This window comes from candidate division WOR-3 bacterium, assembly GCA_039802205.1.
Lineage (GTDB): Bacteria > Hydrothermota > Tepidihabitantia > SM23-42 > JAOAFX01 > JAOAFX01.
The window spans coordinates 67771-80429 of sequence record JBDRWD010000004.1; the positions used below are offsets into that span (position 1 = coordinate 67771).

The 12659-nt window shown below is 42.5% G+C and carries 12 protein-coding genes; all 12 read right to left on the minus strand.

The genetic code is table 11. The features are described 5' to 3' along the window. Nucleotides 1-72 precede the first annotated feature (72 nt). Genes ABIL39_01655 through ABIL39_01710 form a run of 12 tightly spaced genes read right to left on the minus strand, consistent with a single transcriptional unit; the run spans nucleotide 73 to nucleotide 12555 of the window. Nucleotides 73-2277, minus strand: coding sequence for a tetratricopeptide repeat protein (locus ABIL39_01655; GenBank protein MEO0164825.1), 2205 nt, complete (start codon nucleotides 2275-2277; stop codon nucleotides 73-75). A 33-nt stretch (nucleotides 2278-2310) separates the two neighbouring features. Beyond that, complete coding sequence (locus tag ABIL39_01660; protein ID MEO0164826.1) at nucleotides 2311-3396, minus strand: glycosyltransferase family 4 protein; 1086 nt, start codon at nucleotides 3394-3396, stop codon at nucleotides 2311-2313. Between the two features lie 9 nt (nucleotides 3397-3405). Continuing rightward, entirely contained in the window at nucleotides 3406-4332 is a 927-nt protein-coding gene (locus tag ABIL39_01665; GenBank protein ID MEO0164827.1) for a GDP-mannose 4,6-dehydratase, read from the minus strand. Then, the gene (locus tag ABIL39_01670; GenBank protein MEO0164828.1) at nucleotides 4329-5282 is read right to left on the minus strand and encodes a GDP-mannose 4,6-dehydratase; all 954 of its coding nucleotides are present in this window, start codon (nucleotides 5280-5282) and stop codon (nucleotides 4329-4331) included. The genes ABIL39_01665 and ABIL39_01670 overlap by 4 nt, the downstream gene beginning before the upstream one ends. Then, entirely contained in the window at nucleotides 5279-6040 is a 762-nt protein-coding gene (locus tag ABIL39_01675; GenBank protein ID MEO0164829.1) for a M23 family metallopeptidase, read from the minus strand. The genes ABIL39_01670 and ABIL39_01675 overlap by 4 nt, the downstream gene beginning before the upstream one ends. Nucleotides 6041-6043: 3 nt before the next feature. Next, nucleotides 6044-7042: a M42 family metallopeptidase gene (locus tag ABIL39_01680; GenBank protein MEO0164830.1), complete on the minus strand. Its 999-nt coding sequence runs from the start codon at nucleotides 7040-7042 to the stop codon at nucleotides 6044-6046. Next, nucleotides 7033-8043, minus strand: a complete 1011-nt coding sequence (locus ABIL39_01685) for a M42 family metallopeptidase (protein ID MEO0164831.1) — start codon at nucleotides 8041-8043, stop codon at nucleotides 7033-7035. Before ABIL39_01685 ends, ABIL39_01680 begins: the two co-directional genes overlap by 10 nt. 29 nt (nucleotides 8044-8072) lie before the next feature. Beyond that, entirely contained in the window at nucleotides 8073-8966 is an 894-nt protein-coding gene (locus ABIL39_01690; protein MEO0164832.1) for a DUF4438 domain-containing protein, read from the minus strand. A 9-nt stretch (nucleotides 8967-8975) separates the two neighbouring features. Then, nucleotides 8976-10340, minus strand: coding sequence for a hypothetical protein (locus tag ABIL39_01695; protein MEO0164833.1), 1365 nt, complete (start codon nucleotides 10338-10340; stop codon nucleotides 8976-8978). An 11-nt stretch (nucleotides 10341-10351) separates the two neighbouring features. Further along, on the minus strand, nucleotides 10352-11668 hold the full coding sequence (locus ABIL39_01700) for a hypothetical protein (protein ID MEO0164834.1): 1317 nt from the start codon (nucleotides 11666-11668) through the stop codon (nucleotides 10352-10354). Next, nucleotides 11641-12147, minus strand: coding sequence for an HNH endonuclease (locus ABIL39_01705; GenBank protein ID MEO0164835.1), 507 nt, complete (start codon nucleotides 12145-12147; stop codon nucleotides 11641-11643). Before ABIL39_01705 ends, ABIL39_01700 begins: the two co-directional genes overlap by 28 nt. Nucleotides 12148-12150: 3 nt before the next feature. After that, on the minus strand, nucleotides 12151-12555 hold the full coding sequence (locus ABIL39_01710) for a hypothetical protein (GenBank protein MEO0164836.1): 405 nt from the start codon (nucleotides 12553-12555) through the stop codon (nucleotides 12151-12153). Nucleotides 12556-12659 lie beyond the last annotated feature (104 nt).

Genomic DNA, 12659 nt, shown 5'->3' on the forward strand with positions numbered 1-12659 from the left:
TGGAATAGCCGCAGCATCTTAAAGCACAAAGAGGGATTGTAAGAAATAGCATAAAAGATACTCTCCAATATTTCACGGCAGCTTCTCCAGGCGGTTTTGGGCTTCAATACTCCAGAGATTATTCGTCCCCATTTCTTTGATTATTCGCTTGTAAATTAGTTTTGCTTCTTTAATCTCATCCATCATTTCCAGTACCAGAGCTGTCTTGAAGAGAGCCGTGGGATACCATAGATCATCTTTTTTGGAATCATTAACGATTTTTTGATAATAATACAGAGCCGAAAGAAAATCGCCTTTCCCAAGGTAGGCTTCGGCAAGCCAAAAATAACTGTTTACTTCAGGTTTTAATTTGCTTGCCTTTTTGAGATGATCAATGGCGGTATTGATTATGCCCTTTTTTAAATTCGCATAACCGATCTCAAAATATACCTCAGCTTTCAGGGAGTCCGGGCAGAAATTAATAAATTCATTGCCGGCTTTGATCACTTCATCCCACTTTTCTGCTTTTTTTAGGGCAAGGATCCGATTCTGTGCTGCTTCCAGCCGGAGGGTGGAATCTTTAAGGGCAAGACCGTAGTAAAATGCTGCTGAATCAAAATCCTGTTTTAAATATTTCAATGTTCCCATTTTAAATAATGCCGGTGGATAATAGAGGGTGTTTTTGAATCTTTTAATGAATGCAGCAAAGGATGATTCTGCCTTTAGGTAGTCACCGCGGCGAAAAAGAACAAGCCCGGCGTGGTAAAATAGCCAGTCTTCATTGGAATATTCCGGCATCCGGACGAGTGAATCGATTAATTTCTCTGCCTCAGACAAATGGTTTTCTCCTACAAGCCGTATGACCAATGCCTGATAAAATTCCTGGTCTAATCGACCAAAGGTTTTTAGGTACAAAGATTCTGCAAGCTGTTTCTTTCCGGTATGGAGCAGACTGAGCAGGTAGTACCTTGCCCTTATTGTGTCCTGGCTAAACAGTTCAAATTTTTGGCCAGCGATAGCTGAATAAGCCTTCTGGCGAAAAAGATGATCAATGTACCGGATAAGACTTTTTCGTCGGAGGAGAGAATCAGTGGAGACTTTTGAGAGTTCCCAATAAATCGTCTCCGATGGTAGTTGGTGATATTCCATACACTCTGCCTGGATGAACTTCAGATAAGGTTGATCAAAAGAGGCCAAAATCAAATCTTTTAATGCCCCACGATAGTTTTTTTCACTATAGGCTTTCTGTGCCCGAATTAAGCGCACAAAATTTTTTGTTTCGGAATAGGGTAGATAATCTTTGATTTGGGCATACGCCTCTTGGTATCTTGATTTTTTTAAAAACGCTTCGCAGATGAGGGAATCAAGATAAAAATTCTTACCGACCCGGGTGGAGAAATTTAAAAGTTTGTGCTCAAAATCGCTGGTATCCTGAAAAATTGTATCAATCCCTGCGGGTTTTAACCACCGGTCTTTTGGGAGGTGTCTTATATTCAAAAATTTACATACTACTTCTGGTTCAGGCGAAGTGCAAAGAAGATTGCTGTCTATTGAACAGGAGTCACAAAAAAATCTCAGAAGCTTCTGTTCCGTATGCCAGTGTTCGACTTTTTCCATGCGTTTAAGAAGCACTGGTAAGTCATTTATGCGTAAGTCGACACTGAAAAGGGCCCAGCGATATAACTGCTCATCGGGTATTTCATCCAAACGGGTGTTGATATATTCCCACCAAGCATTGATGGTATCACCCATTGCCAGGTAAGTGGCGATCAGATAAATCTTTCTTTTTATGCTTTTTAATTCCTTAAAAACTTTGATTTTTTCTTCCCAGTTTTTTAAACCAACCGCCTTCAAAATTTTAAGCGATTCATTTTCGGGCGCAAAGGAGAGGAGTTCCTCAATATTCCATCCTTGAGCCCCCAAATTCACCAGGATGGTATTGACAACACTGGTCTCGGGTTCCAGGTATTCGTATCTTTTTAAGTATTCCCATGCCAGGGGGAAAAGATTTTTTCGGATAAGATGCTGGAGCAGAAGATTACAGACTTCGTATCTTTTATGATGGAAGGGGAAGAAACTTAAATAGCTATTTACCGTCGTAAGAAGATTGATTAAATCCTGTTGCTGGTCATAGATTTTAATTAGATAATAAGTGGCTTCGGGAACAAGGGTATCGGTTGGATTTTCCCGGAGAAAATTATCCAACAAAATTTGCGCAAGTCGATAATTCCCGGATTGATAGTTTTTCAATCCGGTCTCAAAATCGGATGCTCGGAGTAGATTGAGTGTTAAAATCAATATGAGGGATATACCGGATGGGCGGATGACCATTTACCTAATTCCGTTTAATATAATCTGTTCCATCAGAGTGGCGGAACGGTCCCATGAGAAATTCATTGCCCAATCACGGGCGGCACGGGAAAATGCAGTCCAACGCTCATCGTTGATGAGTAGTTCTTTAATCCGCGCTGCTAATTCCGGGATATTGCCGTATTCATAAAGATAACCCGTCTTTCCATCAATGATTGTTTCCTTTAAGCCCGGAGCCCGGGCACAGATGACAGGTGTTCCGCAAGCCTGGGCTTCCAACACCGTCAGACCCCAACCTTCTTTTATAGAGGGTTGAACGACAACCCGTGCCTTCTGATACATCTCATATTTTTCTTTTTCACTCACGAAGCCCTTGAATTCTACATTTAACTTTAAATTTTTTGCCAGTTTCTTTAAGTCCTCAAGGGCATCCCCGGTTCCGACGAGCGCGAGTTGGACGGGGTGTTCATTTTTTACCAAATGGATTGCATACAGCAGATGGTCAATCGATTTATACCGTTTGATTCTGCCCACATACAGAACGAGGTTCTGTTCCCGTTTAATACGATTATCAATTAGAACTTCTGGAATGCCGCTGTAAACTATGGAGATATTTTGTTTGATTCCCATTTTCCTTAAATCTTCAGCGGTGCTCTGAGAGATAGCAATAAACTGCGAACGAGCGTAGAAAATAGGAATTAAACTTTCCGTTAAATAAACGTAACTGGCAAACAAGGGGTTTGTTTCCCGAAAGATAGTTTTGCGGAAAAGATGCATGATCATGATTAAATTTTTCTTCCGGGTGAAAAAAGGTGAGTAAAAGGGTATTTTGTTCTGGTCGTCAATTATCACATCAATTTTTCGATGCCTCAAAAGTGCGCGCAGGGCCCATGGTACATAAAAATTGAAGTTAAAACGCCGCCCAATCCGGAAGATCTCAAAACCATCAAGGATTTCATAACGCTTCTGTTTCAAACCGCGACTGCAGAGAAGCAAAACTTTATGCCCCCTTTTGATGAGTCGGGAAAATATTTCGTAAAGGTATACTTCCGCTCCTCCGGCATAGGGGTTCTTCCAGTCCTGCCAGTTGACGATTAGAATATTCATTTATGGCATTTATGAGGTTTTGATTTTTGCCCGCCAGTAATTCAACAGGTCTTCAACGGTTTTTTCCAGTGGAATTTTGGGTGACCAACCGGTTAATTTTGCAAACTTTTCGCCATTGCCTTCCAGGACCATGATATCAGTTTTTCGTATACGTGTTGGATCAACTTTGACTTCAAAATCCACTCGGGCAAATTTTTTGAACAGTTCGATCACGGTCCCCAATGCATACGACCGGCCGGAGGAGATGTTGAATACTTCGTTGGGGACAAATTTTTCTATAGCAAGTTTATAAGCTCCAACCACATCAAGCACATTCATAAATTCTCTTTTTACTTCAATATTGCCCACTTCAATCAATGGTATTTTCTTACCGCGTTCGATTTCGGCGATCTGCCGGGCGATCGAAGGTAATACAAAGTCCGGTGTCTGCCCTGGCCCGGTGTGGTTGAAAGGCCTTAGAATCATCACTTCTATATTATTCCCGGAGTATTCCCGGCATATCAGTTCTCCAGCATATTTGCTTACTGCATAAGGATTTTTCAGCATAATAGGAGAATCTTCCTTTAGATTCTCCCCCCCACCGTAGACTTCACAAGTGGAGACAAAGATGAATTTGATTTTTTTATTCAAGGCAAGGGCGCTTTCCAGGAGATTCACGGTTCCCATTATGTTGGTATTGTAGGTAGCCGGTCGGTCGATGAAAGATTTGGCGACAGAGCTGATAGCTGCCAGGTGAAAAATGATATCGGGATTATGAATTTTTAATGTTTCGCGCACCATCTCAAAGTTTAATATATCCATTTCTACATATTTACCGGTCTTGGGTCGGAGAGGAGGATAACATGTGGGGATGAGCATGGCGAGTGTTTCTTTTAAAACCTTAACCAGATGGGAGCCAACAAAACCCTCGGCACCCGTGATGAGAATACGGTTCATAGGATACGGGAGCGCCAGTAATCTAAAAGGTCTTTCAAGGTTTGTTCCAACGGGATGGAGGGTTCCCAGCCGGTGGCGACATGGAACTTTTCATACGAGCCGATGAGAAGTTCTACATCCGAGGGTCTCATCCGGGCTGGATCTGGTACTATTTCCAGGTCCAGATTTACCAATGCAATCATTTTATCAAGCAGTTCCTTTATCTTGATGCCTTTCCCGGAGGCGATATTGTAGACTTCGCCGGGTGTGCCTTTTTTTAATGCTAAATAATAACCCCGAACCACATCCCGGACATCCGAAAAATCCCGGACTGCTTCCAGATTACCGACATATATAATCGGTTTGCGTTTCTTTTTTTCAATTTCAATTAGCTGTCGGGCAAAATTGGATGAGACAAAAACCTCACCCCGACGCGGACCGGTGTGATTGAATGCCCGGGTACGGACAATTTTTAGACCATAACTTTTGTAGTATTGAAAACCAAGCAAGTCCTGGGCGACTTTACTTACTGCATAGGGGCTTAAAGGTCGCAGTGGATTTGTTTCTTTTATGGGCACTTCCTGGGGATGAACAAGTCCGTATTCTTCACTGGATCCCGCAATATGGATAAAAGGATCAATCTTTAATTCACGCACCCCTTCAAAGATATTCAATTCCCCGAGGACATTGGTTGTCAAAGTCTCCGCAGGGGCGCGCCAGGAAAACGGAACATAGCTTTGAGCCGCAAGGTGGAAGATATAATCAGGCCGAGTTTCACTCAAGACATATTTCACGGCCGTGGCGTCCCGAATATCACACTCAAACAATTTTATCTTATCAAGAATGTGTTCAATATTTTCGAGTCGGGAACGCCATTTGATTGTTCCAACTACTTCAATATTTTGAGATAAAAGATATTCAGCAAGATGACTACCGGCGAATCCCGAGATGCCGGTGATGAGTGCTTTCATAGGCCTCCCTTCTTTTCCAGACCCGCAGGCAGGTATGCCGTAGGATCAACGGCTTGTCCTTTGAAGATTATCTCATAATGGAGATGGGGAGAGGTGGATTTGCCCGTGGAACCCACCGTTCCAATAATCTTTCCACCAGTGACCATATCTCCATGTTTTACCAAAATAGAATGGAGATGCCCGTAAAATGTTTTGTAATTTGTACTGTGTTCAATTACGATATAATTTCCATAAAAGGTATCTACCCCAACTGCAATTACCTTGCCTGGTCCGGCAGCGACAACCGGTGAATAAAACGGCGCAGCAATATCAATGCCTTTATGGCTTTCGTTAAATTTTCTTGAGATCGTGCCAATTGCCGGTAACAAATAAGGAAGATTTTCTTCCTCAGGACTGACTTTTTTCTCAGCGCTTAAAATTAAGGTGCTGTCAACAACTGGGATCACCGGCGTCGGAGTTTTATCTATTCCTAACATTTTTTTGATTCGTTGATTTTCAATCTCACTTAATTCCAATTTCTTTTTCAATTCCTCGAGCCTACTGAATTCTTTCTCCACAGCATTAAGGCGGCGCTTCAATAATGCAGATTCAACCATCCGGTAGGAAAAGGCTCCGTAGGTTACGAATCCGAAGACAAACAGAATGGCGATTAGTAAAAGAAGGACAAGGAAGATGAAAAAAAATCTCCGTGGAATGAAGATATGACGGGAAGAGGCAGAATCGGTTGAGACAATGATAATTGAAAAACCTTTTTTCATCAATTATGCAAATCCCTGTTCCGCACAATTAGTTAGTAATCGGATCGCACCCTCCACATCCTTTAGGTCACAGAGTTCGTTAGGCGAATGGATATAACGGGTGGGTATGGAAACCACCCCACTTATAACCCCTTCTCTGGTCATCTGAATGACCGCGGCATCGGTTGTTCCGCGTTCCAGTATTTCAATCTGGTAAGGAATTTTTAGACGCTGGGCGTAAGCAATAAGTTTTTCTTTTATGAAGGGATGAGCGATGAAGGCACTATCCATCATTTTTATGGCTACTCCTTTACCAACGCTCACTGCCATTCGAGGTGATTCCGGTGTATCACCGGTACCAGTGACATCAACCGCGACCGCATAATCGGGGTTGATGCCGAAAGCACTCGTTCTCGCCCCCCGTAAGCCGACTTCCTCTTGGGTGGAAAAGACAAAATAGAGGTCGTCTTTGTTATTTTTAATGCGTTTTATTACCTCAATCAAACAATAACAGCCAATCCGGTCATCCAAAGCCTTGGCAATTAACTTGTTATTTACTGTCTCAGTCGACTGATAGAAAGAAGCAGTATCACCAACACGTACCCATTTCTCCGCAGCTTTTTTACCGTTCGCACCAATATCAATATAATAATTATCCAGTTGGGGTGGTTTGGGAGTTTCGGGTTTGGTTTCAACCCCGATGACCCCTATAACTCCATTAGCAAAGATCACCCGGTGGTGCAAGATTTTCTCCGGAAAGATACCTCCGACCGGGGCAAAACGCAGAAATCCCTGGTTATCAATGTGTTTTACAATTAAACCAATTTCGTCCATATGGGCACAGAACAACAGTTTTTTACCATTCTTTTTATTTCTGGTGGGAAGATAAGCGATTAGGTTGCCCAAAGTATCAACTTTTATGTTTTTACAAACTTTTTGAATCTCAGATTTTATCAGCGAACGAACTTTTTCTTCGTGTCCAGATGGCCCATAAATTTCAGTCAGTTTTTTTATCAATTCCATTTTGCTCCTTTTAGAATTTTTTCCAAAGTTAAGGACAATAACCTTATGCCGTTGGTGATATCCCGCATAGAGGCGATGGCGATTGGAGAATGGATATAACGAGCTGGTGTGGAAATGACCATCGCTGGAACACCAGCCCGGGCAAGGTGCATCACTCCCGCATCTGTTCCACCAATCATTGGTTGTTTGAATTGATAGGGTATGTGGTTTTGCTGGGCAGTATTTTCAAATAACTCGAGGAGCTTTTTATCGCAAAGGATTGTAGCATCCGCAACAGTCAACACTGGACCCCGTCCCAGGACCGGATAATCTGGAACATCCTTTTGCTCCGGAAATTCGGCGGTGCCGGTGGTATCAACGGCTAAGGCTAGGTCCGGATTTATTCTGAAGCTTACTAGTCGGGCACCGCGCAAACCAATCTCTTCCTGGACAGTAAAGGCATAATAGGCAGGAATGTTTGTTTTCCGAATTAATTCGATCAGGATATAACAACCAATCCGATTATCAAATGCCTTGCCGAAAATCAGACCATTGTTTTGATAAAATTTAGTATCAAAAGTAGCGGTGTCACCAATTTGTACTAATCTTTCGCTCTCTTCACGGGAGTTGGTGCCGATATCGATAAAAAGGTCTTTAACTTCAAGATTTTTACTTCTCTCTCCGGGATGGGTGAGGTGGATTGGTTTATGACCTATCACACCCGGGACCTTTTTATCCCCGATCACCACTCTTTTTGCCAGGATTGTTCCAACCTGCAGACCGATGGTTCTAAACCTTAAAAGACCGTTTTTTTCGATACCGGTTATCATAAGACCTACTTCATCCATATGGGCGGCAAGGAGAATTTTGGTATTTTTAATCTTGCCCTTCCGAATAATCAGATTACCATAGTCATCTTCAATGATCTCCGCGGCATATCCTTTGATCTTTGTTTTTATAAAAGAGCGTATTTTATCCTCATCGCCACTTACACCGTTTATTTCCGTGAGTTCCTTAAGCATGGTCAATTATATGTAAGATTAAGCGATTGTCAACCGCGTCTCTTCCTGAACCTGCCGATCTTTAAAATTTTCGCAATATTTGCATTCGGGTCCAGCACCGGTTCGATTAGGGGACGGGAAGATGTTAGAATGGTGCTGACACCCGGTCCATGGCCAGCATAGCGACAATCACCATGGATGACAACACCAATCGTGATTGCTCCTTTACGGAAACTTCGGCCGTAGAGATTATCATGATCTAAAAGTGCCACAAGGTCACCCAAGCGGATTTTATCAATGCCGTGCTTTTTGATGAAAGCGCGGTCAGTGGTCATGATGTCATAATCTCCAGCACCCATCATCAGACTACCCGTTCCTGAACCCATCAGTTCTGCTGGAATGCAGGCCGTGACCGGCACGCGAATCTTGTCACCAGCAGGTTTTATTCTCAACCGATGGAGCAATTGAGGATCAAGATTGTAGACGAAAATATCCGGATAATCAAGCAATTTAAGACCCTGACCATACCCTTTGATTAAGATTCTGTCATCAAGGGAGAGTTTTTCCAATACCTCGTCGGCGAAGTCAATGAGCACATGTTCGGCACCTCCATGGTGCCCGGTAACGATACCCTTTTTACCCTTGGCATCTCCAGTCTTTACGATTGCCTCATTCCCGATGCAGGCATAAAAATTATAGCCAGCGTTGGGTCCGAGATAACGGTCCTTTTCATCAAGGATGGTGGATACCCCTGGTTCGATATGGTCGGCTTCCCAGCCGAACGCCGGGTCACCCACTTTCACATTATAAACAATTCCACCGGTACCCGGCAAAAGGAAAGGTTTTCCTTCAGCATCCACGCTGTGGGCACGCGGTCCCCCGGGGTTGGCGATTTTACCCTGAACCGACATCATTACCAGCTTATCTTCATTGGTTTTTAGCATGATGCCTCCTTAAAAAATTAACCATCCGTAAACATTTAATTGATTTTCCGTTTTATTTTTAGAAAGATGATGGGCAAAATTATAAAAATATTTTTTCCCCACTTCACAATTTATGTGGAGGAAAGATTGAGGAGAATATGTCAGACCGATTAATATATCGATGGATTTCTCCGGATTCCCGGAAGGAAAAGGGGGATATGCTGGTCCCTGTTCGATTTCGTAAGGCAAGTAGATGCTTCCTTCGCCTTTTCGAACAAATTCAAATTTTATTTTCGGGAATAATTTTCTTATTCCGTAGAAACGCAGGTCAAAGCCCAGCTGGTCTACATCATTACCTAAAGGAAAGCCCAAACACAATGAATCATCTTCGTAGGTATTATACGGGAGTTCATGAGAATAAACCCACTTGTCAACGAAAGTATACCTAAGTTTCACAAAGAGTTTCTCGCCCAGAATTTTTTTAAGACCAAGCTGAAAGGCAAGTTTGTGGGGATATTCAGTATAGCCGGCAGGTGGTTCACTGAATTGGTAATCGTCGATCAGCAATTCCCCAAAGATGAGGGTCTGACGCAAATTAACTATACCGTCAAATGACCACATGATATTATCATTTCTATCCATACCCCATTGACTGAGGTAATAGGGAAGAAGGGGATTGAGATAAAGGGGCTCGAGATCATGCGCCCATAGGATACTCTCGGAGAAACCCAGCTGGAGTTTGTTTAAAACCAGACCAATGCGATGTGTCGCCAGGAATCGCATCTTGCGGGCATCGAGCACCGAAAATGTAGTATGGAAGGCATAATATTTACCATGATGGCTGAATAAAATTCCGTCATAACCTTCCCGGGCTGGAGAAAGAAGTAGACTATAATCCGTATTTGGACCGAGTAATAGGTTTCTTCGGCCTACCACGAAGATCGTCTGATTGTCGGCAAACTTTATATATCCCTCATTAAGATATGCTTGGACAATATCTTTCCAGGGCTTTGGACCGGCATAATCGGGCTGCGAAGTGAAATGGAATCGGATTCCTTGAGCAAAGGTACAATGTTTCTGCAAGGCTCCGGCAGCCTGAAAATCGAAATTGCCAAAGAATTCGGTTGATTTTTTGCCCGCATTTAGGGTAAATGTAGTATTGAAAAGATTATTCTTTTTGAAAAACGGACCAAAAAATATGAACATCCCACGGTCAACAGGATTCAGCATTTCATCTTTAACAAGAAGCGTTTCGATATCGGCAAGCACATCAGACCAATCTACGGGTTGGATGAGATAAACTGGGGTCAACCCCCGCGTTTGAAAGTATTCCAAAGTATTATTTAGTGGAGAATCAAATGGGATGAGGGAGGCAAACAATAAAAGTACTTTCAATTTTAACCTCCTCACAAATTTCTTTTCAGAGTGATGTGAACTTTGCCATCCTGCCAGTTACCTTGCTGAGGGAAGGCAAAGGCAAGTGTCATATCAAACAGATTGGTTCGGGCGTCAATGCCTCCACCGTAAGCGATTTTTATCTCGCCATCCAGCGAAGCAATATCCACAAGGGGATAAACCGGCAATTTTTTGTATTCAAAGTTTATCCAATATGCCTGTTTTACAAGGAATTCGTATTCTTGATAACCGCGCAAACTCTGTGCACCCCCGATGTGCCAATAATCAAAGTATTCAAATCGTTCAGTTCTTACCAGTCGATAATGGGGTCTAAGATAAAGCGCGCTATAGATTACATTCCCATCATAGCAGATGCGCCATCTTTCGTGGCGCCCCATTAACCAGTCAATTCGCATGAAATTTAAAAGTTTAACTCGACCGAGAGAAAAATCGGCTTTTAATTCCAATCCGAACTGGGTGTGAGAATATTCATAACTCTGGTAAGCGATGCGATAGCTGGCCATTTCATACCCGCTCGTCAACGAAAAGGTCAAAAAATCAATCAGCGGAGTATCAAAACCGGTATTTAGTGTTAAGAGCCGTGCGGTATCCAAACTCCAAAATTGAATACCGGTATTGACCTGGACTGGTGAGAGTAACACCGGATCAGAGAGATTTATTTTCAAATCTTTCCTTGTTGGGGTGCCGGAGACATTTGATGTGTAGCTAAAATTACATTGGCGAAGGGTTTTAAATATGTTTAGCGAGGAAAATTCCAGAGCATAATATCGGGTTTCCCGGGTGATGGCTGCGCCCGCGATTAGATAATCGGTACTTTTTTCTTTGAGTTCAAAGCAAAGAAAATAATCGTCGTCTTTTTTTAAAATTTTTTCCGAGATCTCGTCAAAGATCTTCAAACGGCTGAGGTTTTTTTTGATACGTCTGACTGTGCTTAATGAAAAATATTGATTCTTTCTCAACCGGGCAATTTTTTTTAGTGGGGCGATTTCCGAGTCATGTGCGGTTTTGAATATTCCATCTCTGATGACGACACGGGTACCTTCCTCAATATGGAGGATAATTTTTTTCTGGAGAGAATCCTCAATCACCCATTCTGGACGGATAGCAGTAAAAGGGAAACCGGCGTCTCCGTAGTGGTCTAAAATCTTCTGGATGTATTTTTCAACTGCTTCTTTATTTTTGAATCGCCGATGTCCCTCTAAAAGATAATCGCGGGTAAAGAAGGTATTACCGGCTAAGTCTATTTCAATACCGGCATCTTGGCTGGTTAGGAACAAACTCAGGATTGGAACAAATAAGGCCGCCATTTATCATCGGGTGTGCCGATTTCCTTCAAAACGAATGTGAAATAATTTGGCTTTTTAGGTTTTCTCAACAACTTCATATTGGCGGCCTGGAGGGTACGATTGCCCTTGCGGTTATTACATTCAAGGCAGGCACATACCAGATTTTCCCAGGAATCTTCTCCACCCAGTGCCTTGGGAATGACATGATCGGTTGTCATTGGTCCGGTCTTTTTGCCGCAATACTGGCATTGATGATTGTCTCTTTTTAGGATATTTTTTTTGTTGAGTGGAATATCCTTTCTCTTTATTTGAACATAATACTTTAAGCGCAAAACCGAAGGTACGGGCAACTCTAAATTCACCGCCCGGATTGATTTTTCCCGGTCATTCTCAATGAGGTCTACTTTACCAAGTAGAAGCAGGGTGATTGCTCGGCGCAATTTTAATACCGTGAGCGGTTCGTAATTTTGATTGAGCAGAAGAACCGATTTATGCAGCATAGTTTAAAATCCAGCCCTTATCGGCATTATTACATCAATCACCAGGTGCCGGTAATAGGTGTAGAAACCGAAGATATTTGAAGAATCGTTATAAGCCACATAGATGCGGAAGGAATCCGGGATAGAGCGGTCAATATAGATTGTATCATAAGCAGGATTGAGCTGGAGTTTTATCTCTTTAAATTCGGCGATGAGGTCGTTGAGAATTTCAGCATCTGACCGCAAGGGTCCCATTTTCACGGCATCCTCCACTTTATTTTTAGCCGCGGAATAGGTGAATTGAATCCGGAAGATTTGGTATCCGACATAACCGAGCACGATTAAAAAGAGAATAAGGAAAATTATACCGAATCCGGAAATCCCCGGGGAAGTGTAGCGATCCATAATAGCATTCCTTTTTTCAATCATTTTTTCTTGCCTCCTTTGATAAACCAGATATCTTCATCCAGCTGTTTTATCCAGTTCTCGCATCTTTCTATTTCGGTGCGCACATAAGAAGAAAACTGATTATC

Coding starts and splice junctions, on each gene's coding strand:
- ABIL39_01660 (MEO0164826.1), bottom strand. CDS start 3,396: ATGAATATTCTAATCGTCAACTGGCAGGACTGGAAGAACCCCTATGCC.
- ABIL39_01680 (MEO0164830.1), bottom strand. CDS start 7,042: ATGGAATTGATAAAAAAACTGACTGAAATTTATGGGCCATCTGGACAC.
- ABIL39_01710 (MEO0164836.1), bottom strand. CDS start 12,555: ATGATTGAAAAAAGGAATGCTATTATGGATCGCTACACTTCCCCGGGG.
- ABIL39_01670 (MEO0164828.1), bottom strand. CDS start 5,282: ATGAAAGCACTCATCACCGGCATCTCGGGATTCGCCGGTAGTCATCTT.
- ABIL39_01675 (MEO0164829.1), bottom strand. CDS start 6,040: ATGAAAAAAGGTTTTTCAATTATCATTGTCTCAACCGATTCTGCCTCT.
- ABIL39_01665 (MEO0164827.1), bottom strand. CDS start 4,332: ATGAACCGTATTCTCATCACGGGTGCCGAGGGTTTTGTTGGCTCCCAT.
- ABIL39_01700 (MEO0164834.1), bottom strand. CDS start 11,668: ATGGCGGCCTTATTTGTTCCAATCCTGAGTTTGTTCCTAACCAGCCAA.
- ABIL39_01685 (MEO0164831.1), bottom strand. CDS start 8,043: ATGCTTAAGGAACTCACGGAAATAAACGGTGTAAGTGGCGATGAGGAT.
- ABIL39_01705 (MEO0164835.1), bottom strand. CDS start 12,147: ATGCTGCATAAATCGGTTCTTCTGCTCAATCAAAATTACGAACCGCTC.
- ABIL39_01690 (MEO0164832.1), bottom strand. CDS start 8,966: ATGCTAAAAACCAATGAAGATAAGCTGGTAATGATGTCGGTTCAGGGT.